The organism is Paenarthrobacter aurescens (assembly GCF_025421775.1).
Lineage (GTDB): Bacteria > Actinomycetota > Actinomycetes > Actinomycetales > Micrococcaceae > Arthrobacter > Arthrobacter aurescens_B.
This window is the reverse complement of sequence record NZ_JAOEFX010000001.1, coordinates 1-25,602: the sequence shown is the minus strand read 5'-3', so window position 1 is coordinate 25,602 and position 25,602 is coordinate 1. Positions and strand designations below refer to the sequence as shown.

General features: G+C 61.4%; 27 protein-coding genes, 2 tRNA genes and 1 other RNA gene. 11 read left to right on the top strand and 19 right to left on the bottom strand.

All coding sequences use genetic code 11. From position 1 onward, the window contains the following. Window positions 1–3: 3 nt before the first annotated feature. Window positions 4–1,560: a polyprenol phosphomannose-dependent alpha 1,6 mannosyltransferase MptB gene (gene mptB, locus N7568_RS00150; RefSeq protein WP_261608476.1), complete on the bottom strand. Its 1,557-nt coding sequence runs from the start codon at window positions 1,558–1,560 to the stop codon at window positions 4–6. Between the two features lie 143 nt (window positions 1,561–1,703). Here mptB and orn point away from each other — a divergent pair, with 143 nt between their 5' ends. The 4 genes from orn (at window position 1,704) to N7568_RS00130 (ending at window position 4,079) form a co-directional block, all read left to right on the top strand. Further along, the gene (gene orn / locus N7568_RS00145) at window positions 1,704–2,339 is read left to right on the top strand and encodes an oligoribonuclease (RefSeq protein ID WP_261607918.1); all 636 of its coding nucleotides are present in this window, start codon (window positions 1,704–1,706) and stop codon (window positions 2,337–2,339) included. A gap of 132 nt (window positions 2,340–2,471) precedes the next feature. Beyond that, window positions 2,472–2,547 (top strand) — tRNA-His (locus N7568_RS00140). A gap of 125 nt (window positions 2,548–2,672) precedes the next feature. After that, window positions 2,673–3,245 carry a peptide deformylase gene (gene def / locus N7568_RS00135; protein ID WP_261607917.1) on the top strand — a complete coding sequence of 191 codons (573 nt, stop codon included), beginning with the start codon at window positions 2,673–2,675 and terminating at the stop codon, window positions 3,243–3,245. Window positions 3,246–3,248: 3 nt separating this feature from the next. Continuing rightward, on the top strand, window positions 3,249–4,079 hold the full coding sequence (locus tag N7568_RS00130; RefSeq protein ID WP_261607916.1) for an acyltransferase domain-containing protein: 831 nt from the start codon (window positions 3,249–3,251) through the stop codon (window positions 4,077–4,079). Here the strand turns inward: N7568_RS00130 and N7568_RS00125 are convergent. The 4 genes from N7568_RS00125 to rnpB form a co-directional block, all read right to left on the bottom strand. Then, window positions 4,064–4,864 carry an HNH endonuclease family protein gene (locus N7568_RS00125; protein WP_261607915.1) on the bottom strand — a complete coding sequence of 267 codons (801 nt, stop codon included), beginning with the start codon at window positions 4,862–4,864 and terminating at the stop codon, window positions 4,064–4,066. The genes N7568_RS00130 and N7568_RS00125 overlap by 16 nt on opposite strands. A 118-nt stretch (window positions 4,865–4,982) precedes the next feature. Continuing rightward, on the bottom strand, window positions 4,983–5,192 hold the full coding sequence (locus tag N7568_RS00120; RefSeq protein ID WP_261607914.1) for a hypothetical protein: 210 nt from the start codon (window positions 5,190–5,192) through the stop codon (window positions 4,983–4,985). 72 nt (window positions 5,193–5,264) lie between these two features. After that, complete coding sequence (locus N7568_RS00115) at window positions 5,265–6,752, bottom strand: glyceraldehyde-3-phosphate dehydrogenase (protein ID WP_261607913.1); 1,488 nt, start codon at window positions 6,750–6,752, stop codon at window positions 5,265–5,267. A gap of 263 nt (window positions 6,753–7,015) precedes the next feature. Further along, window positions 7,016–7,407: RNase P RNA component class A (gene rnpB / locus N7568_RS00110), an RNA gene on the bottom strand. Between the two features lie 57 nt (window positions 7,408–7,464). Here rnpB and N7568_RS00105 point away from each other — a divergent pair. Next, complete coding sequence (locus N7568_RS00105; RefSeq protein WP_261607912.1) at window positions 7,465–8,229, top strand: YaaA family protein; 765 nt, start codon at window positions 7,465–7,467, stop codon at window positions 8,227–8,229. 26 nt (window positions 8,230–8,255) lie between these two features. On the opposite strand, the gene N7568_RS00100 is transcribed toward N7568_RS00105, so the two are convergent. Both N7568_RS00100 and N7568_RS00095 read right to left on the bottom strand, forming a co-directional pair. Continuing rightward, window positions 8,256–8,993: a zinc ribbon domain-containing protein gene (locus tag N7568_RS00100; protein WP_261607911.1), complete on the bottom strand. Its 738-nt coding sequence runs from the start codon at window positions 8,991–8,993 to the stop codon at window positions 8,256–8,258. A 90-nt stretch (window positions 8,994–9,083) separates the two neighbouring features. Next, window positions 9,084–9,995, bottom strand: a complete 912-nt coding sequence (locus N7568_RS00095) for a Nif3-like dinuclear metal center hexameric protein (protein ID WP_261607910.1) — start codon at window positions 9,993–9,995, stop codon at window positions 9,084–9,086. 115 nt (window positions 9,996–10,110) lie between these two features. Between N7568_RS00095 and msrA the strand changes: the two genes are divergently transcribed. From msrA to epsC, 3 genes are all read left to right on the top strand, one after another. After that, a complete protein-coding gene (gene msrA / locus N7568_RS00090; RefSeq protein WP_261607909.1) occupies window positions 10,111–10,635 on the top strand; it encodes a peptide-methionine (S)-S-oxide reductase MsrA in 525 nt (174 codons plus the stop codon). Window positions 10,636–10,701: 66 nt separating this feature from the next. Beyond that, complete coding sequence (gene cysK, locus N7568_RS00085; RefSeq protein ID WP_261607908.1) at window positions 10,702–11,637, top strand: cysteine synthase A; 936 nt, start codon at window positions 10,702–10,704, stop codon at window positions 11,635–11,637. A gap of 41 nt (window positions 11,638–11,678) precedes the next feature. Then, window positions 11,679–12,263 (top strand): serine O-acetyltransferase EpsC, encoded by a 585-nt coding sequence (epsC, locus tag N7568_RS00080; RefSeq protein WP_011775089.1) that lies wholly within the window; start codon window positions 11,679–11,681, stop codon window positions 12,261–12,263. Here the strand turns inward: epsC and N7568_RS00075 are convergent. Beyond that, window positions 12,260–13,099, bottom strand: a complete 840-nt coding sequence (locus tag N7568_RS00075) for an oxidoreductase (protein ID WP_261607907.1) — start codon at window positions 13,097–13,099, stop codon at window positions 12,260–12,262. The genes epsC and N7568_RS00075 overlap by 4 nt on opposite strands. A gap of 123 nt (window positions 13,100–13,222) precedes the next feature. Next, window positions 13,223–14,659, bottom strand: a complete 1,437-nt coding sequence (gene gndA / locus N7568_RS00070) for an NADP-dependent phosphogluconate dehydrogenase (protein ID WP_261607906.1) — start codon at window positions 14,657–14,659, stop codon at window positions 13,223–13,225. A 252-nt stretch (window positions 14,660–14,911) separates the two neighbouring features. Here gndA and N7568_RS00065 point away from each other — a divergent pair, with 252 nt between their 5' ends. Further along, window positions 14,912–15,640 (top strand): FadR/GntR family transcriptional regulator, encoded by a 729-nt coding sequence (locus N7568_RS00065; RefSeq protein WP_261607905.1) that lies wholly within the window; start codon window positions 14,912–14,914, stop codon window positions 15,638–15,640. 10 nt (window positions 15,641–15,650) lie between these two features. On the opposite strand, the gene N7568_RS00060 is transcribed toward N7568_RS00065, so the two are convergent. From N7568_RS00060 to N7568_RS00050, 3 genes are read right to left on the bottom strand one after another with little or no spacing between them, the layout of a single operon-like run. Further along, the gene (locus tag N7568_RS00060) at window positions 15,651–16,700 is read right to left on the bottom strand and encodes an L-idonate 5-dehydrogenase (protein ID WP_261607904.1); all 1,050 of its coding nucleotides are present in this window, start codon (window positions 16,698–16,700) and stop codon (window positions 15,651–15,653) included. Beyond that, the gene (locus N7568_RS00055) at window positions 16,700–17,470 is read right to left on the bottom strand and encodes an SDR family oxidoreductase (RefSeq protein ID WP_261607903.1); all 771 of its coding nucleotides are present in this window, start codon (window positions 17,468–17,470) and stop codon (window positions 16,700–16,702) included. The genes N7568_RS00060 and N7568_RS00055 overlap by 1 nt, the downstream gene beginning before the upstream one ends. Window positions 17,471–17,504: 34 nt before the next feature. Continuing rightward, a complete protein-coding gene (locus tag N7568_RS00050; protein WP_261607902.1) occupies window positions 17,505–18,416 on the bottom strand; it encodes an NAD(P)-dependent oxidoreductase in 912 nt (303 codons plus the stop codon). A 70-nt stretch (window positions 18,417–18,486) separates the two neighbouring features. On the opposite strand from N7568_RS00050, the gene N7568_RS00045 reads away from it, so the two are divergent. Then, window positions 18,487–19,554, top strand: coding sequence for a D-2-hydroxyacid dehydrogenase (locus tag N7568_RS00045; RefSeq protein WP_261607901.1), 1,068 nt, complete (start codon window positions 18,487–18,489; stop codon window positions 19,552–19,554). Between the two features lie 131 nt (window positions 19,555–19,685). Further along, window positions 19,686–20,069 (top strand): hypothetical protein, encoded by a 384-nt coding sequence (locus N7568_RS00040; protein ID WP_261607900.1) that lies wholly within the window; start codon window positions 19,686–19,688, stop codon window positions 20,067–20,069. 99 nt (window positions 20,070–20,168) lie between these two features. Here N7568_RS00040 and N7568_RS00035 read toward each other — a convergent pair whose 3' ends face one another. The 7 genes from N7568_RS00035 to N7568_RS00005 form a co-directional block, all read right to left on the bottom strand. Further along, window positions 20,169–21,527: an MFS transporter gene (locus tag N7568_RS00035; protein WP_261607899.1), complete on the bottom strand. Its 1,359-nt coding sequence runs from the start codon at window positions 21,525–21,527 to the stop codon at window positions 20,169–20,171. A gap of 161 nt (window positions 21,528–21,688) precedes the next feature. Next, on the bottom strand, window positions 21,689–22,483 hold the full coding sequence (locus N7568_RS00030; protein ID WP_261607898.1) for an IclR family transcriptional regulator: 795 nt from the start codon (window positions 22,481–22,483) through the stop codon (window positions 21,689–21,691). Between the two features lie 234 nt (window positions 22,484–22,717). After that, a complete protein-coding gene (locus N7568_RS00025) occupies window positions 22,718–23,008 on the bottom strand; it encodes a hypothetical protein (protein ID WP_261607897.1) in 291 nt (96 codons plus the stop codon). 114 nt (window positions 23,009–23,122) lie between these two features. Next, window positions 23,123–23,198 (bottom strand) — tRNA-Val (locus N7568_RS00020). 64 nt (window positions 23,199–23,262) lie between these two features. Next, the gene (locus tag N7568_RS00015) at window positions 23,263–24,210 is read right to left on the bottom strand and encodes an NAD-dependent protein deacetylase (protein ID WP_261607896.1); all 948 of its coding nucleotides are present in this window, start codon (window positions 24,208–24,210) and stop codon (window positions 23,263–23,265) included. After that, window positions 24,207–24,710 (bottom strand): peroxiredoxin, encoded by a 504-nt coding sequence (locus N7568_RS00010; RefSeq protein WP_261607895.1) that lies wholly within the window; start codon window positions 24,708–24,710, stop codon window positions 24,207–24,209. Before N7568_RS00010 ends, N7568_RS00015 begins: the two co-directional genes overlap by 4 nt. Next, entirely contained in the window at window positions 24,707–25,126 is a 420-nt protein-coding gene (locus tag N7568_RS00005) for a DUF3052 domain-containing protein (RefSeq protein WP_089595414.1), read from the bottom strand. The genes N7568_RS00010 and N7568_RS00005 overlap by 4 nt, the downstream gene beginning before the upstream one ends. Window positions 25,127–25,602 lie beyond the last annotated feature (476 nt).

Sequence of the window (25,602 nt, the reverse complement as noted above, 5' to 3'; positions counted from 1 at the left end):
TTCTCAGATGATGGGGCGCAGGCCTGGTTCGTCCCGCTTGCGGAACAGGCTCTTGGTTTTCGGATCGACAAAGATCAGGTACACGGCAAAGAGAAGCGCGATGATGGCTGCCGCGTTCCTGGCCAACGTCAGGGCAAGGCCCAGGTCTTCGCTCTGAAGGTATGGGAAGACATCCAACTGATCCGAAATTGCATAGACCATGAAGAACGAGACGATGAAGTAGAGAGCCTTGACCTGCCAGTCGTTACGGATGCCCGTCACAGCAAACAGGGGAATGAGCCACACCACGTACCAGGACTGAATCATCGGAGCCAGCAGCACAATGGCGGCGAACGCCAGCGTGAGACGGCGCATCAGGCGGTCGTAGTCGCCACGGAAGACCTGCCAAGCGATGGCACCCACCATGAGTAGCTTGCCGGCATCGTAAACCCATTTGGCCATGCCCCAACCGTCCAGTCCGAAAACGTTGAAGATCGAGGCTACAACCAGACCAATCAGGCCGATGGGTGCGTACCATATCCACACGCTCCCCGGAGCTGACAGGCCGTTGATCCAGCCGAACCCGAAGCCATTGACCAAGCTCAACGCATAGAGGAGTCCGAAGCTCAGCCCAGCGGTCAGGAACCAGAAGACAAACTTCCGGGGCCAGGAGGCCCCCTTGCCGGCCCACAGCAGTCCGATGAACGGCAGGAACACCACAGTAATGGGCTTGACGGAAATGGAAAGCGTGACCAGGACAATGCCCAGGATTACCCGGCGCGTAGCACAGTAATACAAACCAGCCAGTGCCAGGCCAATCATCAAAGCGTCGTTGTGGACACTGGCAATAAAGTTGGTCAGGAAGAGCGGATTGGCGGCTGTCAGCCACAGCGCCCGGTGCGGATTAACCCCGTGGAGCTCTGCCAGCTTTGGCACGTAGATAATGCAGAGGACGATGCCCACCAAGGCAACAAGCCTGAAGAGCATGATGCTGGCCTCAGGTTGTACGTTGGTGGCCCACACCACGAACTGTTCGATCCAAAGGAACAACTGCCCATAAGGTACCGGCGCTTCGGTCCACATCTTGTCGGCACCCAGCTGGAAGTAGTTGGGGAGCGCCGAAATCCCGTTCTCGTAAGGATTGATGCCTTCGACCATCAAGCGCCCCTGGCCGATGTATGCGTAAACGTCCCTGCTGAAGAGTGGAACGGTGAACATCATGGGCAAGCCCCAGGCCACCACGGCTTGCAGCGTGGCCTTACGGGCTTCGAGTCCCCACACCCGCACGCGTTGGCCCAGGCGGAGCCAGGCCCGGACAAGCAACATGCCCCCGACTGCCAGCAGGACAATGGAGAGAGCGACACCGACGCCTTCGGTACGCATCCAGATGAAGAGCGGTAGCCGGCGCAGTTCGGATACAGGAGCGAGCCAACCCACGCCCAATGAGCCAAACACCATGAACATCGAACCGACGAAGCCGGCAATCAGCGGCGAACGTGCGTTATCTACCTCGCTGGTTGCAGCATCCGGCGTCGGCGCTGCTGTCCCTGCCTTCTGGGCGGCGGGTACTGGCACCGTCATGTAGTCGTCATCCAATCGTTCGCCCGTGTTCGGGACAAATTCAGCGTTTTTGGGGCTTTCCACGACAGGAAGAAACGACACTGCCGCGCTCAAAAATCGTACCATCGGAGCACTTGGAAGCGGCTGAAGGATAGGCTAGGCGCGTGCCTATTACTAATGAACGCATCGTCTGGATCGACTGCGAAATGACCGGCTTGGACCTCAAGAACGACGCCCTGATCGAGGTTGCGGCGCTTGTGACGGATTCCGAGCTCAATATCCTGGGCGACGGCGTCGACGTCGTCATCAAGCCGGACGATGCTGCACTGGAACAGATGAATGACTTCGTTCGGGACATGCATACGCGCTCCAAACTCCTTGACGAGCTCCCTTTTGGCAAGACCATGGCCGAGGCTGAGGCCCAGGTTCTCGAATACATCGAGAAGTGGGTCCCGGACCCGCGCAAGGCTCCGCTGGGCGGCAACTCTGTAGGAACGGACCGGATGTTCCTGGCCAGGGACATGCCAAACATCGTGGAACACCTCCACTACCGTGTGATCGATGTCAGCACCATCAAGGAGCTCTCACGGCGCTGGTTCCCACGCGCCTACTTCCAGTCACCCGCCAAACATGGCGGTCACCGCGCCCTGGGTGACATCAAGGATTCCATTGATGAACTCCGCTACTACCGCGAGGCCGTCTTTGTGGCTGCTCCGGGGCCGGACACCGCAACAGCCCAGCGCATCTCCAAGGAGATTATTGCTACAGCGGAGACCTTGGGATCCAGCGAAGCGATGTGATCTGCGCCATTTTTCGAAGTTTTTTTGCCAAAACCGGCAAAAGTGGACGTTGCACCCCAAAACAGCAGGTAAGCTTTTTGTCGTTGCCTTGAAGGAAAGCCGGTCAAACGGTTCAGCCCAAAAAGGCACATGGTGGGCTTAGCTCAGTTGGCAGAGCGCCTGGTTGTGGTCCAGGAGGTCGCGGGTTCAACCCCCGTAGCTCACCCCACCGAGATTGGCTCCAGAGCCGGTTTCCACGAAGGCCGCACCGGTTATCCGGTGCGGCCTTCGCTTTTAACCGAAAGCGGACCAGGGCCGCTCCGGCCTTCAGCGATCGACAAAGGAAGAACTGACATGACCGTCCTGCCAGTCACCATTTGGGGCGAACCCGTATTGCACCGCCGGGCAAGCGAAGTGGAGGTCTTTGACGACGAACTCCGTGCCTTGATTGCGGACATGTTCGAGACCAACGATGCTGCCAACGGCGTTGGACTCGCCGCTCCGCAGATCGGAGTGGGCAAACGCATCTTCGTCTACAAGTACGCCAATGATGACGAGGTTCCGGAGCAGGGTGTGGTGGTCAACCCGGTGCTGACCCTGTCCAAAATCTCCGGCGCCCTCCCCGATCCGGACGAACATGTGGAAGGTTGCCTGTCATTTCCGGGCGAGTACTACCCTTTGCAGCGCGCTGAGTGGACTCGTGTTCAGGGCTTCGATGGCGATGGCAACCCGGTGGACTTTGAAGCAACAGGCTGGTTCGCCAGGATCCTGCAACATGAGTTCGACCATTTGGACGGCAAGCTGTACGTCAACAGGCTGGTGGACCGGTACTCAAAGAAGGCGCTCAAACAGGCCAAAAAGAACGGTTGGGGCGTGCCGGGTCTGACTTGGATGCCCGGCGTCGATCCCGATCCGTTCGGGCACTGAACCATGGCAACCAACGCCCACGCGCAACTTTTCGATCTCCTGGACATCACCGGCGACGACGCAGCGGAATGTGCCGGACTTCTGGCCACGCCGCCCGATGAGGCTGTGCTACAGGCCGTGGCTGCCATGGAGGAGCGCCTCGGAACCTTTCCGCTGGCCAGCATCCACGCAGATGGTGCCAGTGAAACTGAATGGATCGAAGCCCTGCTCCGCTTCGCCCCTTCGGTTCACGCCTACCACCTGAAGCTCGGAATAAGTCCGGCGGTCTCGGCCGCGTCCTTGGCCGACATGGGTTTGCAACTCAGGATCAACCGGCGGGTCCACGGTCATTTTGGGCTTGACACCTGGGGCTGGCTGACGTTGCACATGGCCGGAAATCTTTTCAGGTTGGGCCGGTTGCAGTTCCACTTGGTCAGTGGGTCAGAAGAGGGCGGCGTCGCCGGTGCGGGTTCCAGCTGGGTACTCGGCGTGCACATTCCTGAAGACGGCGGCCTCTCCCCCACGCTGGTGGATGCCAGTATGGCTGAGGCCCGCACTTTCTTCCCGCAGTATTTCCCGGACAAGCCGGCAACTCTGGCCACCTGCGATTCCTGGATGCTGGATCCCTACCTTGTGGAACACCTTCCGGACAGCAACATTGCTGCCTTCGCCCGGCGCTTCACGCTGGATCGCTGCACTGATGCCCCTACCGACGCCGTGTACTTTACCTTCCGGCAGCGTGGGCTCCAGGGCTTGGATCAACTCCCCCGTGAGACCTCGCTCCAGCGGGTGGTGCTGGAAAGAATCGACGACGGCGGCACTTGGCAGCTGGGGCATGGTCACCTCGCACTGTAGATAGTCTGCTGCTCCGGGCAAGAGGACAGGACACCTTTCATGGCATCCTTTTCTGCTTGGGTCACCCAGAGCTTGTAGGCTGCTTTGACGGATATCTGGCGGGCGACATAGTGACAGCGAAAGTTCTTGTTGGCCGGTAGCCATGTGGCGGCGTCACCGGCTCCCTTCTTGACGTTCGCGGGACCGTCAGCAGCGATCAGGTTCAGCGGATCGTTCGCGAACATTTGTCGTTGCTGGACGGTAAGCTGCTGCGCACCTTTTTGCCAAGCGTCTGCGAGGGCCACCACGTGGTCAATTTGAACGGCTGCACTGGTGTCCTGGCCTCTCTGGAAGGACACCAGCACTCCCGTGTAGGGTTCGTGAAAGCTACCGGCAGCGACCTTGCAGGATGATCCTTCCGTGAACTCGACCGCCGAGAGGTCCCTCCGCAGGATGTCGTTCCGGGTATCGCACCCATTCCGGTCAGCATCGGCCCACGCTTGACCGAAAGCAGTCCGGGCATAGTCCGTTTTCGCGGCCCTGCCCTTGACCTGCAGTCGCTCCAAGGCATCAGTCGCCTTCGCCGCGGCGACGGGAGCAGCGCCGCGGATAGGCTTCATCCAGGCGGGGTCGAAAACGGGGGCTTCGCTGGGGCCCGCTACCCACGGCTCCGCAGCGTTGAATTGGCCCGTGGTGAAAAACCAGGACAGCCCGGCAATGATGGTCACGGCGGCCAGGCCCAGAATGGCCCATGCTTGGCGGGACCTCCGCCGGGCGCGTTTGTAGGCAGACCAGGTAATGCTCAAGGGACTCCATCCAGCGGGGTAAGCAATGTCCTACGAGCGTAGGACAAGGCCCCGACAGTCAGAGTCGATATCCACAGTGTGTAGGAGAAGTCACACTGTGGAGAGGGTGTCTCCGGGCTTATTGCTCCCGCATCACACGCTGGAGGTCCTCTGTAGCCAAGGCGAGGAGCCCGCGCAGCTGCTCCACCCGCTGGTCCGGGACGTCGCCTGCAGCGTTGGCAGCAACAGCTTGATCCAAGAGCTTTTGGGCTTGCTTGTGATTGGCGCGGGCCACGTCCAGCGCGTGCTCCAGCGTGGTCTCGTGTTCCAGGGTTGATTCATTTTCCATGAACCCATTTTGGTCAGGTTTCCCGGCTGGCACCAGTGACGCAGCCGGGAAACCCGTGAATACTTCCGAGCGCTAGGCGCCTGCCGCCTCAAGCACAGCGATAGGAGCCACGACGTCCTTGGCAGGGAAGGACGGCGGGTTAACACCGGCCATTTCCTCCATGACGCGGACAACCTGGCATGAGTAACCGAACTCGTTGTCGTACCAGACGTACAGTACGAGGTTCTTGTCATTGGAGATCGTCGCGAGGCCGTCCACAATGCCAGCGCGGCGGGAGCCAACAAAGTCAGTGGAAACAACATCCGGAGAATCAATGTAGTCGATCTGCTTCCGCAGATCGGAGTGCAAGGACATTTCGCGGAGGAAGTCATTGACTTCATCCCGCGTGGTGCCCTTCTCCAGGTTGAGGTTCAGGATGGCCATGGACACATCCGGCGTAGGAACGCGAATGGCGTTGCCTGTCAGCTTGCCCTGCAGTTCCGGCAGTGCCTTGGCTACGGCCTTGGCGGCTCCGGTCTCCGTGATGACCATGTTCAGCGCTGCGGAGCGGCCGCGGCGGTCGCCCTTGTGGAAGTTGTCGATCAGGTTCTGGTCGTTCGTGAACGAGTGCACCGTTTCCACGTGGCCGTGGATGATACCGAACTTGTCGTTGATGGCTTTCAGCACCGGAGTGATGGCGTTCGTGGTGCAGGATGCGGCGGTGACGATCTTGTCATCATCCGAAATGTCCCGGTGGTTGATGCCGTGGACGATGTTCTTGAGGTTGCCCTTGCCCGGCGCGGTGAGCAGGACGCGGGCAACACCCTTGCTCTGCAGGTGCTGGGAGAGGCCGTCGGCGTCACGCCAGCGGCCCGTGTTGTCCACTACCAGGGCGTCTTTGATGCCGTAGGCCGTGTAGTCCACCGTCGCGGGGTTATCCGAGTAGATGACTTGGACCTGCACGCCGTTGGCCGTGATGGTGTTGGCTTCCTCATCCACACGGATGGTGCCCTCGAAGGAGCCGTGCACGGAGTCGCGGCGCAGCAGGCTGGCGCGCTTGACGAGGTCGTTATCGGCACCCTTGCGCACCACAATGGCACGAAGGCGCAGGCCGTGGCCGCCGCCGGCCTTTTCAATCAGGATGCGGGCCAGGAGGCGGCCGATACGGCCAAAGCCATAAAGAACAACGTCAGTGCTGGTACGGTCGTCAGCGCCGCGCTTGCCTACGATCTCTGCAAGCTCTGCACGCAGGTATTCATCCAGGGAGGCGCCATTGCCTTCTGCCCGGTACTTCTCGGTCAAGCGTGCAATGTCGATGGCTGCTGCACCGAGTTCCAGCTCCGAAAGGGCGTTCAGCAGGGGTGCGGTCTCTTCGAGCAGGAGCTCGTGGTTGCTCATCCGGCGGGCAAACCGGTGCGCCTTGAGGATGTTCATGGTGGACTTGTTGATCAGGCTGCGGCCGTGGATGCTGGTGACCACGTTGTTTTCCCGGTACAACCGGCCGATCACCGGAATCATGGCCTCGGCGAGAGCCTCCCGGCCCATCCACTTATCAAGACAAGAATCTGACGTCTGGCTCACAGAACTACCTTCCTTGGGTCAACCACATACGTCCTCGTATGCAGATGGCAGCGGCCGCCCGGAGTAATCCTGCGGCACATGCGCCGGCGGGCTTCGGTCCACCCACAGCGCCTTGAACGAGAGCAAAGAAAATCCGCCGGCTGCGAACGCAGTCCCGGCGGCAGAACATCTACGTTCAGTAACCATTCTAGGGCGGAAGGAAGGGGCTTGGGCCGCGCCAGGGCGTGAAATCACTCACACGCCGGTTTCCCGGCGGTCATAAATGGATGGGTCGACCGATACGCCGGGTTCTGTCATCCCTTCCCGTTACCGGAAAGGGAGTAGCGGCCATCCATCTACGAACGCCGTTGCCGACGCCCTCCAGCAGCCTACCCGGACACTCGGGCGAGCAGCCCTCAAACGTGTCCTGTCTGGCCTTGCTCCGGGTGGGGTTTACCTAGCCTCCCCGGTCACCCAGGGAGCTGGTGGTCTCTTACACCACCGTTTCACCCTTACCTGCTGCCGCGTGATGCAAACATCATGCGGCGCAGGCGGTCTGTTCTCTGTGGCACTGGCCTGCGGGTTACCCCGAGTGGGCGTTACCCACCACCCTGCTCTGCGGAGCCCGGACGTTCCTCGAGCCACTCTCGTGACGCGCGACCGCCTGGTCGACCCATCCGCCGTCCAGTCTACCGGCGTCTGAACCCGCCAAAGTCCCCGGTAATATCGACTGGTGCTGATTCTGCTGCCGCCTTCCGAAGGCAAGACCCCCGCCGCCAATGGTCCCGCCATCGAATGGGAGTCGCTCAGCTTTCCTGAGCTGAACCCCCACAGGGCAATGGTGCTTGAAGCACTGGGAACGGTGAGTGCGCACGAGGACGCACTCGCGCTGCTGGGCGTCGGCGCCTCGTTGCGGGACGACGTCGAACGTAATACCCGGCTGCACGACGAACCGGCGGCGCCGGCGCACCAGGTCTATTCAGGAGTTCTGTACGACGCCTTGGGCTACAACAGCATGACACCGACGCAGCGACGTAAAGCGACCGAATCAATCCTTGTGGTGTCTGCCCTCTGGGGCGCCATCGGCTTTGGCGACCAGGTTCCCGCCTACCGGCTGTCCATGGGAACAGCACTGCCCGACGTCGGACGCCTCGCCGCATATTGGAAGCCACACCTCAACGCCTCCCTCGCCAAGCGGGCCGAAGGCGAGCTGTTGGTGGACTGCCGCTCCAGCACCTACGCCGCTGCCTGGGCTCCCCCGGCGGCGCAGACAGTCAACGTCAATGTCTTCAGCGAATCGAATGGCAAGCGTACGGTGGTCAGTCACTTTGCCAAGCACACCCGCGGCGAGCTGGCCAGACACCTGCTGACCAGGCGCGGTAAAGCACCCACAACGCCGGCTCAGCTGCTGAAGGCTGCCAGCGAAGTCTGGACGACGGAAATCGTCGAGGGCACGGCCCGCAAGCCGCACGCGCTCAACATCATTCTGTCGAACTAGGTTCGCTCAGCTCAGTTGGTACTGGCTCAGTTCCATTCAGCCGAACGGACCAGGATGACACCTGAGTCCGGGCAGAAAACGATCTCGTCCTCCGCAGCGGCCTTGACTTCGGCAAGGTCGCCGGGACTGAGCATCATGCCGGAGCCTTCGGACTTGCCATGAAAGAGCCGGGCAGCGCCGACTCCCCTCTTGGCGATGGTCTTCTCGTAGAGGGCCAGCATTCCCGCATCGAGGGTGTCTGCGAAAGCGGCCCGCTGGCCCCGCACGACCGTTTCTTCGGCAGCGATTTCGGCGATGGCTTCGTCAAGTTCAGCACGGATGCTGCCGAATGAGCCCTGGATGTCGTCAACGATCGTCTGCTGGGCTGCTTGCCGCTCGCGCAGCGTGTCCAGACGTTCCAGGATTTCGAGCTCCACGTCTTCAAGATCGGAGCGGCGCTTGTTAAGCGAGGCAATGTCGCTCTGCAAAGCTACGAGGTCCTTGGACAGCCCTGTTCCGCTGTTGAGCCTGATCTCATCGCGTTCAATACGGGTAGCCACCTGCTCTACGTCGGCTTCCGCCCTGCGCAATTCAGACTCAGCGTCGTGCACCGCAACCTTGGCCGCTCCCAGTTCGCCGTTGGCGACGCCAAGCGCATCCGTGAGGTCCGTGATCCGGGGATCCGTCTCCAGGACTTTCCGACGGCCGGCCAGCGACTTCAGCTTGGCATCCAGCCCCTGCAGTTCAAGCAATTTCAATTGTTCTGCCGGTGCTGCTTTCGCCACGCTTACCTCCGCTTGTCACTGCCGGGCCTGGGGATCAGTTCCGGCCGGACTGGCCTCATTCTGTTGAGGCTGTCCGTATCCTTCTAGACTCTAGTCCCCGCCGGGAGTGAGTATGAAGTCCCAGGGATCGCTGTTGGTGCTGCTGACACGGATTTCGACGTCGTAGCCCTGGTCCGCGAGCACGTTGCCCAGCGCTTCTGCGGCGGCAGGCAGCCACAGCCACTCGCTGGCAAAGTGTGAAACGTCGATGAGATACGGCCGTCCGTTGGTGGCGCCCTCACGGGCTTCCGAGGCTGGGTGGTGCCGCATATCTGCCGTAACGTACACATCCGCCTGGCTGGCCCGGACAGCGTCAAACAAGCTGTCTCCGGCACCACCGCAAACGGCAACGCGCCGCACCAGGCCATCTTTGTCTCCGGCCACCCGGACGCCGCCGGCCACTGCGGGCAGCATCTCGAAAACCCTCGCTGCGAAATCACCGAGTGTCATAAGGTCAGGAAGGTCACCCACCCTGCCGATGCCTTCTTCCGGCAATCCATTGGCTGCTGCAGTCAGCGGTTCCACATTCTCCAACCCGAAGGCGTCGGCCAGGACGTCCGACACTCCCCCGACGGCTGAATCGCCATTGGTGTGAACGGTCAAGAGGCCGGTACCGGCTTCGATTAAACGGTGAACGGCCAGGCCCTTCGCCGAGGTGGCGGCGACGGAATTCACCCCCTTCAGCAGCAAGGGATGGTGTGTGATCAAGAGCCCGGCTCCCCACTCAATGGCTTCGTCAATCACGGCCAATGTGGGATCAACGGCAAACAGGACTTTGGTGACAGGGACATTGGGACGGCCGACGACGAGCCCTACTTCGTCCCAGTCCTCAGCCAGGGATTCAGGCCAGAGTTCCTCGACAGCCAGCAACACCTGACCGAGCGTCGGATCACCGCTGGCTTCAACTGTCTCGTCATCTTCGACGGAATCCGCATCAGAAATGTCGGTGTTTACTGCTTCCATACTCTTATTCTTCCCTACCTGGCCGGATCGGGCTGTTTCGGCGCATGCCAGTCGCCGTAATTCTCCCGTAAGGTGAAACGGGAATCATCAAGCCCTCCGATCCATTGAAGAGAACATGAAAACTTTCGTACTTGGCGGCGGCTGCTTCTGGTGCCTTGACGCCGTTTACCAGAAAACCCGTGGTGTTGCCTCAGTGGTCTCCGGCTACACCGGTGGGCACGTCCGTAACCCCGACTACTACGAGGTCTGCTCAGGAACCACCGGGCATGCCGAAGTGGTTGCAGTGACGTTCGATGAGGCTGTGGTGCCGGAGGAAGTCATCCTGGACATGTTCTTCGCCCTTCACGACCCCACCACCCTGAACCGGCAGGGCTATGACGTCGGAACCCAGTACCGGTCTTCGATGTTCTATACAACTACGGAAGAAAAAGTGCTGTTCGAGGAAGCCATCGAGCGTGCGCAGGCCCTTTGGTCCGATCCGATTGTGACCGAGGTGAGCCGCCTCCCGGAGTTCCACGAAGCCGAAGAAGTCCACCAGAATTACTATGCCAAGTTCCCGTACCAGGGTTACTGCCAGGTGATCATTAATCCCAAGCTGGCCAAGGCCCGGAAATATTACTCTGCGTGGCTTACTGCTTAGCAGGGTTTCGATCCGGCTGGTTAGGCTGACCACAGCATTCCCTCTTCAGAGATAGGCGTAATTTTCATGGCAAGGATCTACGACGACGTCACGCAACTGGTCGGCCGCACTCCGCTGGTTCGCTTGAACCGGCTCACCGAGGGCCTTGACGCCACCGTTGCAGTCAAGCTTGAGTTCTACAACCCGGCCAACAGCGTCAAGGACCGCATCGGCGTGGCCATCATTGACGCCGCCGAGAAGTCCGGCGCTTTGAAGCCCGGCGGGACCATTGTCGAGGGTACCTCCGGCAACACCGGCATCGCACTCGCCCTGGTGGGCGCAGCACGCGGCTACAAGGTCATCCTGACCATGCCTGAAACCATGTCCACCGAACGCCGTGTCATGCTCCGCGCGTATGGTGCCGAAATCGTCCTGACGCCCGGATCCGAAGGCATGCGCGGCGCGGTCGAGAAGGCCCAGGAAATCGTCGCCAACACAGAGAACTCCATCTGGGCACAGCAATTCGCCAACGAAGCAAACCCGGCCATCCACCGCACCACCACTGCCGAGGAAGTCTGGGAAGACACCGACGGTGAAGTAGACATCTTTGTTGCCGGCGTTGGTACCGGTGGCACCATCACCGGCGTCGGACAGGTTCTCAAGGAACGCAAGCCCGGCGTGCAGATCGTGGCAGTCGAGCCCAAGGACTCCGCAATCCTCAACGGCGGAGCTCCGGGTCCGCACAAGATCCAGGGAATCGGCGCCAACTTTGTTCCCGAAATCCTGGACACCAACGTTTACGACGAAGTCCTGGACGCCACGCTGGAGGATTCCGTCCGCGTTGCCCGTGAACTCGGTGCCCGCGAAGGCATCCTCGGTGGCATCTCCTCCGGCGCCATCGTCTGGGCTGCCCTCGAGCTGGCCAAGCGTCCCGAGAACGCCGGCAAGCTGATCGTCGCCGTCGTCTGCGACTTTGGAGAGCGCTACATCTCCACTGTCCTGTTCGACGACATCCGCGGCTAGCACTTAGCCCGCACACCGTCATTTCCTGTAGAAAGGTCTTTGTGAGCTTCTTCGCAAGGCTTAAGGAAGACCTCGATGCCGCCCGGTCGCATGACCCGGCGGCTCGAGGCTCTTTTGAGAACTTTTTCGCATACTCCGGCCTGCATGCCATTTGGGCCCACCGGGTAACGCACCGGCTCTGGCAGAACCCTGCGCTGCGTTTTCCTGCCCGTCTGATTTCCCAGCTGGCCAGGTTCCTGACGGGTATCGAAATCCATCCCGGCGCAACCATTGGCCGTCGATTCTTCATCGACCACGGCATGGGGGTGGTCATCGGTGAGACGGCCGAGATCGGCGAGGACGTGATGATTTATCATGGCGTCACACTCGGTGGACGTTCGTTGGCCAAGGTCAAGCGCCACCCCACCATCGGGGACCGCGTCACGATCGGCGCTGGTGCGAAGGTCCTGGGTCCCATCACCATCGGCGCCGGCAGCGCGATTGGCGCCAATGCCGTGGTAGTCAAGGACGCGCCTCCGGAATCCATCATCACGGGCATTCCCGCTACGTGGCGGCACCGCGATGCGAGGTCGGAAACCAAGCCGGCCGTGGACCCGGCAGAGTACTACATCGAGTACCGCATTTAGCCGGCGAGCCTTCGGTAAGAGTTCCAAAAGACATAATCGAAAACGCGGTCCGGAAGAATTCTCCGCATTGCCAGGACGCTCCAAGCGCCCCTGCCCACCGGGTAGCGGGTCTTGGGGCGTCTTGCCGTTGCAGCTCGAACAATTGCTTTCGCGACGACCCTCGCCGGGGTGGACAACACGTGGCCGGCCCCGGAGGTTGATGCCAGCGCCGCGGCCACAATATGCGCTTGCTCCTGGTAGGGCCCGTCACCGGACGTCATCAGCAAGCCCTCGCCCGCTATGGTGCCCCACTCAGTGTCTGTCCCGGACGGCTCAATAATGACGACGTCGATGCCGTGCGGCTTCAGCTCCAGGCGCAGGGAATCGCTCATTCCCTCGACCGCGAACTTGGTGCCGTGATACCAGGCGCCCAATGGCTCGTAGATTTTTCCGCCAATGGACGTGACATTGATGATTCTTCCTGAGCCCGCGGCGCGCATCCCGGGAATGACGAGTTGCGTCATTCCCGCCAGGCCCATGACGTTGACCTCGAACTGACGTCTGCCCTCAGTCAGTGAAACTTCTTCGAGCGACCCGTAGGAACCGTAGCCTGCATTGTTGACAAGCACATCGATCCGGCCGTGGGCGGCTTCCACCAACGCCACTGAAGACGCCATGGATTCCTCTGAGGTGACATCCAGGGACATGACGGTAATGCCGTGGCGCTTCAGCGGCTCCATCTTGTGCAAACGGCGCGCGCCCGCATAAACCGTAAAGCCGGCAGCCTTGAGGGCAACGGCGGTCTCGAAACCGATTCCCGTGGAGGCTCCAGTGACTAGCGCTATGCGGGGTGCCATGGCCGTAGTCCTTAAGTTGGTGGTCACTTGACCAGCGCTGACGCACTACAACTATCCAGCACGGCAAAGGCCGGTCCTTCCCAGCGTAGCTGGGACGAACCGGCCTTCGGCGGCAACCAGGTGCTAGTGGGTGTCGACTGCCGAGATCTCGGACTTGTCTTCGCCCCAGAGCGTGTGGAAAGTGCCCTCAGTGTCCACACGACCGTAGGTGTGTGCACCGAAGAGGTCGCGCTGGCCCTGGATCAGGGCGGCGGCAACACGCTTGCGGCGCAGGCCGTCGTAGTACGCCAGTGAGGAGGAGAACACTGGTACCGGGATGCCCAGCTGGACAGCCGTGGCAACAACGCGACGCCAGGCCGGAAGTGCCTCGGCGATGGCCTTGGTGAAAGCCGGCGCGAACAGCAGGTTGGCGGGCTTTTCTTCGGCGGCGTACGCCTTGGTGATGTCCTTGAGCAATTCTGCACGGATGATGCAGCCGGCACGCCACAGGGAAGCGATCTCGTCCAGCTTGAGGTCCCAGCTGTACTCCTTCGCGGCGGAGGTGAGCATGTCCAGACCTTGGGCGTAGGAGACCAGCTTGGACGCATACAGCGCCTGGCGGACGTCCTCGACGAATGTCTCGGGAATTTCCACAGAGGCTTCTTCGCCGGCCAGAAGTTCCTGGCCGAGCTTGCGCTGCTCGGTCTGGGAGGACAGTGCGCGGGCGAAAACGGACTCGGCGATACCTGAGACCGGGGAGCCGAGTTCCAGGGCAGAGATAACCGTCCAGCGGCCCGTGCCCTTCTGGCCTGCTGCATCCACGACGACGTCCACGAACGGTTTGCCCGTCTTGGCGTCAACGTGGCCCAGGACCTCGGCGGAGATTTCGATCAGGAAGGAGGACAACTCGCCCTTGTTCCATTCAGCGAAGATCTTGGACTGCTCAGCGGGCTCGATGCCGGCGCCGGAGCGGAGGAGGTCGAATGCTTCACCGATGACCTGCATGTCGGCGTATTCAATGCCGTTGTGGACCATCTTGACGAAGTGGCCAGCACCGTCGGTGCCGATCCAAGCGCAGCAGGGCTCGCCATCAACCTTGGCGGAGATCTTCTCGAGCAGCGGGCCGAGGGCGTCGTAGGACTCCTTGGAACCGCCAGGCATGATGGACGGCCCGTTCAAGGCGCCTTCTTCGCCGCCGGAAACACCGACGCCCACAAAGTGCAGGTCCTTCTTGGCCAGCGCAGCCTCGCGACGGCGGGTGTCCTCGTAGTGGGAGTTACCGGCGTCGATGATGATGTCGCCTGCTTCGAGCAACGGCTCAAGCTGCTCGATCACGTTGTCAACAGGAGCGCCTGCCTTGACCATGATGAGTACGCGGCGGGGCTTTTCGAGGGAATCGACGAGTTCCTGCAGCGTTTCCGTGCGGATGAAATCACCGTCTGTGCCGTGCTTTTCCAGCAGGGCGTCAGTCTTTTCCACGGAGCGGTTGTGGAGGGCCACGGTGAAGCCATTGCGGGCGAGGTTGCGGGCCAGGTTGGCGCCCATCACCGCAAGGCCGGTGACACCGATGTGTGCTGACATCAAAACTCCAATTCGTTTGTGTACAAACAGTCCTGACGTACCCATAGGGGCAGGCAGGAAGCGACTTCATAACCAGGGGCTGTAATAAACCATACGTATTTAAGCCTTGGGCGGGAAAGCGGCGCCCACGTTTTGGAACGGTGCCGCGTCATAAACAGTCTATGATGACCGCCCCGGTACCACCGGCAGACAATGGTGCCTGTGACATTGGATCCCCCACGGAGGCGGCTCCGCGCCACTATGCTTACCTCTATGTCAACCAGCCTCCATCACCGCGCCGTTGAGCATCTGGGTACCCGGATTGTCGGCGGAGCCCTTCCTACCGGCCATGTCATGTTGGCGGAGCATCTGGAAGACGAACTCAATGTGTCCCGTTCCGTAGTGCGTGAAGCTGTGCGTGTACTGCAGTCATTGGGACTCGTGGAAACCATCAAGCGGGTAGGCATCCGCGTCCTTCCCGCCCACCGATGGAATCCATTCGACCCTTTGGTGATTCGTTGGCGCTTGGCCGGCGAGGGGCGCGGCGCGCAGCTGCGTTCGCTCGCAGAGTTGCGCTCCGCCGTCGAGCCCGTTGCCGCGGAACTCGCCGCAGGCAACGCACCCGAGAGCCTCCGGCAGGAGTTGGTGGGCATTTCACTGGCTATGAAAGAGGCCGGCGACGCCGGCGACATGCCCAGGTTCCTGGATCTCGATATCCGGTTCCACGCGCTGGTGTTGTCCGGGTCGGGCAACGAGATGTTTGCAAACCTCATTGGCCAGGTCACCGAGACCCTCACCGGACGAACCGTGCATGGGCTCATGCCGGAGCATCCCCAAAAGCAGGCCCTCCAGTGGCACATGGACGTGGCCCACGCCATCGACGCCGGTGACGGTGCCTTGGCGCGGGATGCCGCCGCCAAAATCATGCGCCAGACGATTGCGGAGCTGTCGCCCAGTTGGGACGATCAGCCCCGCGTCTTCGTCCCTGTCTCCAAGAACTAGCCGGCCCAAACTACTGACGGAAGTTCAGCAACACCTTGCCGGATTCCGCAGAGTTCTTCGCCACCTCAAAGGCTTCCAGGCCATGGGCCAGATCGAATTCGTGTGTCACTACGGGATCCACCAACAACGAACCGTCAGCCAACGCACCGATGACCTCATCGATTTCGTCGTTGAAGCGGAACGAACCCAGCAGTTCCAGTTCGCGGGTGATGGCCAGGGAGATGAACACCGGCTGCGGCCCGGACGGCAGCAGTCCCACCATCACCACTTTGCCGCCGCGGGTAGCTCCCTTGATGGCGGAAGCAAGCCCGTAGTGGCTACCCGAAGATTCAACGACGACGTCGGCCTCCACTGCCGCGATGGCCTCGGCGTCGTCACCCTTGAGGACAGCGTCCGCTCCCACGGCCTTGGCGATCTCCAGCGGCTTGTCATGCATGTCGACGGCGACAATCCGGGCCGCGCCGGCACGCTTCAGGACCGCGACAGCGAGGGCACCGATCGGACCGCTGCCGATCACGAGGGCCGTCTTTCCCTTGACGTCGCCGGCCCGGGCAACGGCGTGCCAAGCGACGCTGGCCGGTTCCACGAGCGCGGCCGTGCGAAGGTCCAGGTTCTCCGGCAACGGGCGGAGCATCCTTGAGGGCAGGTTCGCGTAGCGGCTGAAGGCACCGTCCGTGTGCGGGTATCGGGCTGCACTGCCCAAGTATGTGCAGCCCGGCGAAAGGTTCGGCCGGTCCTCCGGGTACCTGGCAACGCCGGGAGCAGGGGTGGCCGGGTGAACAGCCACAGGCGTGCCAATCCCGGGGCCGGAACCGTCGGCTGCTTGCTGGACCACCACGCCAACGATTTCATGGCCCAGGACCATAGGCTCCTTGAGAATGGATTCCCCGGCCGCGCCGTGCATCCAATAGTGCAGGTCAGATCCACAAATGCCGCCATAGGCAATCTCCACAATTGCTTGATCCGGGGCAGGAGTGGTCAGCGGAATGTCCTCAATTCGAAGGTCGCCCTTGCCATGCGCAACTACTGCGGGGCCTGAGGTGGGAAGCTGGATGCCCATCAGACCACCACCGTCATTCCACCATCGACGAAGATTGTTTGGCCGTTGACGAAGTTGGACGCCTGGGATGCGAGCCAGACCACCGGCCCTGCGAGGTCGCCTACCGTTCCCCACCGGTGGGCTGGAGTGCGGCCCAGGATCCAGGAGTTGAAGTCGGCATCGTCCACGAGGTTTTGCGTCATTTCGGTGTGAATGTAGCCAGGAGCTATCCCGTTGATCTGCAGGCCGGACGCAGCCCATTCGGCTGTCATGGCGCGGGTCAGGTTACGCAGCCCGCCCTTGGCGGCCACATAGGGTGCGATGGTGGGGCGGGCGAGGTCCGTCTGGACAGAGCAGATGTTGATGATCTTGCCCTGCCCTCTCGGGATCATGTGCCTGGCCGCTTCCCTGCCTACCAGGAAGGCACTGGTCAGGTCGGTGGTGATCACCCGGTCCCAGTCCTTGACGTCCAGGTCCAGCATGGGCACACGGTGCTGGATTCCGGCGTTGTTCACCAGGATGTCCAGTGGCCCTACGTTCTGTTCAATCCATGCAACACCATCAGCGGCAGACGATGCATCGGTGACGTCGAAGGCGCGGCTGTACACCTGCCCCTCCGGATAGTCAGTTGCCATGGCTTGGTGGGCCGCTTCAAGCCGCTCCGCGTTGATGCCGTTGAGCACCACCGTGGCACCTGCGTCTGCCAGGCCGCGAGCCAACGCGTTGCCAATCCCCCTGCTTGAACCTGTGACCAGGGCAACTCGCCCGGTCAGATCGAAAAGTCCACTCATAGTTTGTTCTTCATTCCTTCTGGGTCGTGTCGGTTCAGTTGCTGCTCGACGAAGCAGTTGGTGTCCGGCTCAGGTTTGCGATGGTTTGGCGGACGACGGCGAGGTCCTGGTCACCGAGTCCTTGGCGTTTGAGTTCTGCATAGAGGTCGATGGCAGCTGAGGCCATGGGGACTGCCGAGCCAACCGCTTCAGCACTGGTGAGCACGAAGCCAAGGTCCTTGTGCATGAACTTGGCCGGCCCTGTTGGGGCATAGTCCTTGGCGGCCAGGCGTGGGCCAACGTTGTCCAGAACGCGGCTTCCCGCCAGCCCTCCGGACAGGACGTCAAAGAGGGCGTCCACCTCCATGCCGGAGCGCTCGGCGAGTTCTGCGGCTTCGGCAAGCGCCGCCGTCGTGGTTCCGACGATCAGTTGGTTGCAGGCTTTGGCGAGGGATCCGGAGCCCAGCGGCCCCATGCGCCGGACGGTGGTCCCCATGGAGCCGAGAAGCGGTTTCAGGTCGTCGAATTGGGATTCGGTGGCGCCGACCATAATGGCCAGCGTTCCGCCCTGCGCACCTTCCGTCCCGCCACTGACCGGCGCGTCCACCACAAAGGCGTTGCCATTGCTGGCGTGATGGACAGTTTCGCCAAACTGCCGTACCGCTGTTGGCGAGACGCTGCTCATGATCACGAAAGCGGTACCCGGCTTTGGTGGCGCGCTCCGCCAGGATTCGAGCAAACCCGAGGCAGCTTCTTCGATGAACGGCAGATCCGGAAGCATGAAGATGATGGCGTCCTCGTCCCGCAGTCCGGCGACGCTGGCTGCCCGCTGGACACCGGAGAGGCCATCAAAGGCGGCATCGGAACGGTTCCAGGCGGTGATTGCCCACCCGGCTTTTGCGATATTCGCGGCCATGGGTGCGCCCATGAGGCCCAGGCCTATGAAGCCCACACGCTGACTGGTCACGGCAGGTAACTCCTCACTTCTTTGTGGTCATCTTCAGGAATACTGTTCAATATCCTAGCCTCCATTCAGTATGATGAACACTATGACGACTGATGAACTTACCATCGCCATCGCTGTACCGCTCGAAGCAGAGCATGTAGAGCTGATCCGCGCTGTTGATACTTCCGTAACGGTTCTCTACGATCCCGAGCTGCTGCCCCCCGAGCGGTTCCCCGCCGACCATGCCGGCGACCCCGACTTCAAGCGGACGCCAGAGCAGGAGGAACGATACTGGGCCATGCTGAACCGGGCGCAGGTTCTCTACGGCTTCCCCAACGAGAGCCCGGCAGGACTGGCACGCATCGCCGCGAGCAACCCCCACCTGCAGTGGATCCACGCCATGGCCGCCGGCGCCGGCGGAGCGGTCAAAGCATCCGGGCTGGACACCGAAACCTTGCAGAAGTTCCGGGTGACCACCTCGGCAGGCGTCCATGCTCTGCCGCTGGCGGAGTTCTCCGCTTTCGGCATCCTCAACGGCTTCAAGCGCAGCGCGGAGATGGCACAGGACCAGGCCGCCAAACTCTGGCCCGAACTCCGCACACCCACCAAACTGGCCAACGGCTCAAAGGTGGTCATCGCCGGGCTCGGCGAAATCGGCATGGAGACGGCACGCATCGCTCGCGCTCTGGGCATGAAGGTCAGCGGAACCAAGCGCAACGTCGAAGCCATTGACGGAATAGAGGAGGTCACCGGCAATGACGGACTCCCCGGACTACTCGCCGACGCCGACGCCGTAGTCAACACGCTCCCCGGTACTCCTTACACGGAGAATCTGTTCAACAAGGACATTTTCTCCGCCATGAAGCCCGGAACGGTGTTTGTGAACGTGGGCCGCGGAACCGTGGTGGACGAGGAAGCGCTGCTCGAAGCGCTGGACAACGGCCAGGTCTCCTACGCGTGTCTTGATGTCTTTGCGGTGGAGCCCCTCCCCCAGGACAGCCCCTTGTGGAAGCACCCAAAGGTACTCGTTTCCCCACACACTTCGGCCCTCAGCGCGGCCGAGAACCGGCTCATCGCCGAACGGTTCTGCAGCAACCTTCGTACCTTCCTGGCCGGCGGGGAACTGCCGCACCTAGTGGATCCGATCCACTTCTACTAGACCGTCTTCTCAACGTTCGGCCTGCGCAAGGGGCGCGGCCAGGGACCGCCCCTGGCCGCGCCCCTTGCTTTGACATTGCATTGAAGCAGCATCGCCACACGAATGCATCGGAGGGCCCGCAACGCGCTATCGTGCGCCCGTTTCCGGACTGCGGGGACACGGCGCTCTGGCTTGACGGTCCCATCGACTACTGGAAGTCGGCGGACCGGGCAGCCAAGTACACCACTGAAGGTCATCGACTGGCACAGCGTGTTGCCGATGAACCCGGCGATGGATATGAAGTCGGGTTCAGGTCCTACGAGGAAGGCTTCCGGACACACCTGTTCAGAGGCACAGGATCCCCCAACCCCCGGGCCGTTGCTGCTTTTGATGTCCTCATCGCTGCGGCGCGCGCAGAAAAAGACAGAATCGTCCGCGCACTTACAGCCAGCCCATCCGGGGAAGGTACTGGATGGTTCGCCACCTCTCCGATTTCGGGAAGCGTCTTCAAGGCGCCCCGGGAAGTGCAGGAATAGTCCGTCCGTACCCAGCAACGGCCTCGCCTCTGACAGCAGCAGCGCGGCACCCTCCGCATGGAGAGTGCCGCGCTGCTGTGCTTGAAGTTAGCGCGAGAGCTACTTTGCGTCTTCCGTGCTGACGAGGTCCCGCCCAGCCGTCTCCGGAGTGAAGAAGGTGGTCACGAAGGAGATGAGCGCCAGGACCAGGGAGTAGATGGCCAGCACCAACCACGAGTGGTTGGTGGCCGCCAGCATGAGCGCACCCAGCAGGGGTGCGAGTCCGCCGGCCAGGACGGCTGAGATTTCCCGGCTCATGGCCACACCGGTAAAGCGGTACTGGGAGCCGAACAGTTCCGGCAGCAGCGGGCACTGGGGGCCAAGCATCGACTGGACGCCGATGGCGATACCCACGGCCATGACAATCCACACCAGGGTGACGTTGCCCAAGGTGACCAGATAAAAGGCAGGAACGGCAATGATGGCCTGGAACAGTGCGCCGTAGCGGTACACCGGGACACGACCGAACTTATCGGACAAGGCGCCAAACGTCACCACCAGAACCGCAGCGAAACCTGCGGCGATCAGCAAGCCCACGGGACCGATCGAATTGTTACCGGCAAAGACGCCTGCCGGCATGCTCATGAAGGACACCAACAAAGCGGAGTAGATCGAAGAGTTGCCGTTTTCGCCCATGCGCAGGCCGATGCCGAGGAGCACGTTCTTCTTGGAGTGCTTCCACAGCGCACCGATGGGGTTCTTGACCACATTCTTGTGCTTTTCCAGCTCCTGGAACGCGGGGGTCTCCTTGAGCTTGAGGCGGATGAAGATGGCTACCGCGATCAGGATGAAACTGGCCAGGAACGGTACCCGCCAGAGCCAGCCCTGCAGGACGGACTTGTCGGCCATGGCGATCAGGGCAAAGGTGCCGGCGCCCAGGAGTGTACCCAACTGGATGCCGACGAACGGCAGTGATGCGTAGAAACCACGACGGCGGCGCGGAGCCACCTCGGAGATCAGCGTGGTGGCGCCTGCCTGCTCGGCGCCGGCCCCCAGGCCCTGGATGATCCGAAGGGTCACCAGCAGGACCGCCCCGAGCATTCCGGCCTGTTCGAAGGTGGGAAGCAGTCCGATGGCAAAGCTTGCCGTTCCCATCAGGGCGATGGTCAGGATCAGGACCATTTTCCGGCCAAACCTGTCGCCGATGTACCCAAAGATCAGTCCACCAAATGGGCGGGCAGCGAAGCCCACGCCGTAGGTGGCGAAGGACGCAATCAAAGCACCGTCCGGGCCAAGGGGGGAAAAGAACAATGGCCCAAAGATCAGCGCGGATGCCAATCCATAAATGTAGAAATCGTAGTACTCCAAGGCGGAGCCCACAGAGCTGGCCAGCGTTGCCCGGCGTAGCTGTTCCGGCTCAACTACAGCATCGTCGGCTTCGGCCGCGAGCTTTGCATTAGTACGAGTTATCACAAGCACTCCCTCAAAATCACCCCAGGCCCCCGTTGGCCCGGCGAGATAGTGATGGCATCACCGCCAAGATCACTATGATGAACAGCGTACAGCTTGTTGAACTCACTGCCAAGGCTGTAATCAGATTTATTCAGCCAAGGCGATATGAGATGGGGATAATCCTCCAACTACCCCATCGGGTTGCCGAGGGAACGTGCCAACTCCTTGAGCTCTTTGACCATCAGCGCGCCCTGCTCTTCCGAGTACGTCGCCTTCAGCGCGGTCACCGAAAGTCCGAGGCTCGGTCCATGGGCCCCATGCGTGGGCACGGGCACAGCCAGGCAGACCACCCCCACCGTTGACTCCTCATCCTCAAAGGCGAACCCCTGTTTGCGGATGGTGGCCACCTGCGCCTTGAGTTCCTCAGCGGTGCGCAACGAATTGTTCGTCATGACAGGGAGCTGCATGCCGTCCGGGAACATCGCATCTATATCGTGATCGTGGAGCTGCGCAAGCAACGCCTTCCCGACACTGCACAGAGAGACGGGCATCTTGTCGCCAATATTGGACGTCAGCCTGACGGCGGGATGTCCCTCGTACCTTGCCAAATAGATGACGTGGTCGCCGTCGAGCATGGCGATCCGCACGGTCTCGCCGGAGAGCGTGGGGGCCTGCTCGCAGTACTTGTAGAACTCCTGCACCTCATCGAGGCGGCTAAGGTAGGCGGCGCCAAGCTCCACGAGCTTACGACCCAGGGCAAAGTCCGCACCTTGCCTGGTGATGAGCCGCGCTTCCTCCAGCGCGAGCAGCAGATTGGACGTAGACGATTTAGGGATACCGAGTTCACGGGAAAGATCGCTCAGCGTCAAGCGGCCCGACGGAGATCCAGCGAGTGCCTCCAGCACTGCGGCTGCGCGCGTCACGGCCGGCGCCGGCGACGAAGCGCCCAATCCTTCGGAACGGGTGGTGCGGGAATCGGCCATGATTCTCCTTATGTCAGTGCAATCTGCCTGTTCATTCTGCTGAACAGTACCCATCATAGTGGCATGCGGCGGACACCACCGTGGCCGGAGCCGGGTGGATCCACGACACCTGGCAGCGCCACGAGCTCCTCCGCTTTTCAAACCCAAGAGTTATCTGTATATTCATCTTCGAGCTCTCCACCGCGGCATCCCCCAATAGTCGTGGTGGAGAGCTCATCCATTTCCCGGGTAGAGCTAAGCTGCGACGACTTCCTCGCCCCTGAGGCACCAGCCCCCGCCAGCACCGTCCCGCACCAGTTGCCACGTGGCAATGCCGGACCGGACATTGTTTCCCAAACGAACCTGGACCTGCCACACCTCAACATCAACGCGCCCCTGCCCTCTCGGCATGCGCCTTGATTGTTCCCACCATGGGACCCGCTCAAACCAGCGGACAGGTTCCACCACCATCTGCCATTCCCTGCTGCCCCTCACGACCGCGGCCGGCACTCCTTGCGCGCTGGTTCGTATATAAACGTGCTCCATGGAAGGCAACGCTAGGAGCTGCCTCAGACATTTTAGGGCAGCACTCCAACGCCAGGAACGACAAAAAAACCCCGCCACACCGAACCATAAGGCTCCGTATAGCGGGGTTTTGCTTGGTGGGTCCTACCGGGATCGAACCGATGACATCCACGGTGTAAACGTGGCGCTCTACCAGCTGAGCTAAAGACCCAAGACGCGGTTTCAGTGCCTCAGCGCTTCAACCAACGAACAATGACTCTACATGATCAATCGGCCTAAACACCAATCGGCTCTTTTGCCCCCGGAAGTTCAGGGAGATTTCGGGCGAGATAGTCCAATACCCCACTCACTCCCAGCTCGATTTTCAACTCCGCGAACTCATCACCACGGGTAGTTCCCCTATTGACGATGACCACCGGCTTCCCGGCTTTTGCTGCATGGCGCACGAACCGAAGTCCGCTTTGCACCGTCAGGGACGATCCCGCCACGAGGAGCGCGTCCGCAGCATCGACCATGGCGTAGGCGCGCTCCACCCGCCCCTTAGGGACATTCTCCCCGAAGTAAACGAAGTCCGGCTTGAGCGTCCCGCCGCATATGGGACACACAGCCATGACGAACGAGGTGATGAGTTCAGGATCCTCAACCGTCGCGTCTGCATCGGGGGCCATTTCCACCACCCCGGCCTCCAAAGCAGCAGCGACGAAACCTGGATTGATCTCCTCGAGGATGGCTGCAATCAATCGCCTGCTGAAAACGTGCCCGTTCTCGAGGCAGATCACTTGGTCGAATCGCCCATGGAGATCCACCACGTTGACGCTCCCGGCGTCCTCATGGAGCCTGTCCACATTCTGGGTAATGAGGCCGGAGAGCAGTCCACGACGCTCCATCAGCGCGACGGCGGCATGGCCTGCGTTGGGATCGGCATGCCTCAGGTGGGACCAGCCGAGGTGGTTCCGCGCCCAGTACCGTCTGCGGTTGGCCTCACTGCCGATGAACTCCTGATAGGTCATGGGGTTCCGTGGTGCTGACCCTGGACCCCGGTAATCAGGAATGCCCGAATCGGTACTGAGGCCTGCTCCCGTAAGAACAGCCAGACGCTTGCCACTCAGAACGCGCGCCGCCCGCTCGACATCGTCAAGCTCGTCGGCGGCAAGTTGCGCCACGGGAGCCGGTGCCATGCTGGCAAACCCGGTCATGCCCACCCCGGGCCGGTTGTGGCTCATGGCGACTGTGGCCCCAAAGCCAAGAGCGCCCGACGGTACTCAGCGAAGTCACGGGCTTGGCCGCGCGGATTCACCACCACATGGCGTACGACGCCGGAAGCGTCGATGATGAACGTTCCCCTCAGGGCCATGCCGCTGTGGGCGTCGAAAACGCCGTAAGCCTGGGCTACCGCACCATGCGGCCAGAAGTCGGCTAAGAGGTCGAAGCCATAGCCTTCTTGCTGCGAGTAGGCGCGCAGGGTGAATTTGCTGTCGACAGAGACCGCAAGCACCGTGGCGTTCGAATCCTCAAAGGCCGCGATATTGTCGCGAATCTCACAAAGCTCCCCGGTGCAAATACCGGAGAAAGCGAAAGGATAAAACACCACGACGACGTTGCGGCCCCGGTAGTCCGACAGGCGGACTGGCTCGCCGTACTGGTTCAGCAGCTCAAAGTCCGGCGCAAGCTGACCCGGTTGCGGAACGACCGCGGGGGCGGGCGCCAGTCGGACATCTGTCACTTGTTCTTCTTTGGCACCAGGCGGGTGGCACTCCAGTCCTTCGACACCCCGGCAGAGGTGGTGAGGTGCAGCCCGGACGTGGGGGCAGCGTCCTGGATGTCAGCCGGGGAAACATAGTTGTCACGGCCGGACTTAGGCGTCAGGACCCAGACAACTCCGCCTTCCTTCAACGTGGTGAGCGAATCCATGAGGGCATCAACAAGATCACCGTCGCCGTCCCGCCACCAAAAGACAACGGCATCAACTACGTCATGGTCGTCTTCATCCAGCAGCTCAGAGCCCGTGACATCTTCAACGTCGTCACGCAAGTCGAAGTCGACGTCGTCGTCGTAGCCGCGCTCCTGAATCAGATCCCCATCTTTGAAACCCATTCGTTCCGCCACATTTACCGATGTGGCGGCGTCGGCCTCGCTCACGTTTCCTCCTTTTGAAGTGACTTCCATTACTAACAGCCAACACCCTTTGGGCGTGTGCTTCAAGCCATTGTCCCTGCCACGGGCCACATTCCGCATTACCTGGGGTGTTTCGAGGCCGTGGCCGTCACGTGCTTTCCGTCACGCGGGCCGGCCAGGTGTGACATACAACGCCCCTAAGGGCCTGCGGCTACGCATCGCAGCGCAGTGAAAGCTAGAGTGGCCATGAGCGCTATGGCTGCAGGGCGATCGCCCCGCAGAATTCTACTGGGCAGCCAAGCGCTCACAAGACCTGCCCGGCGCATCCGACCGGGCTGTTGAAACCGAGATGTCGCACACGACGCGTTCACGACGGGCAGTTACCCTGCCAGACCTGAGGCGCCGATGCATGCGCCTAAAGGAAGGTTGGACGTGGCTGCAGGAGAAGAGACCTCACACATCCTCAGCGGGTTGACTGCCCAGCTGCCTGATCGTGATCC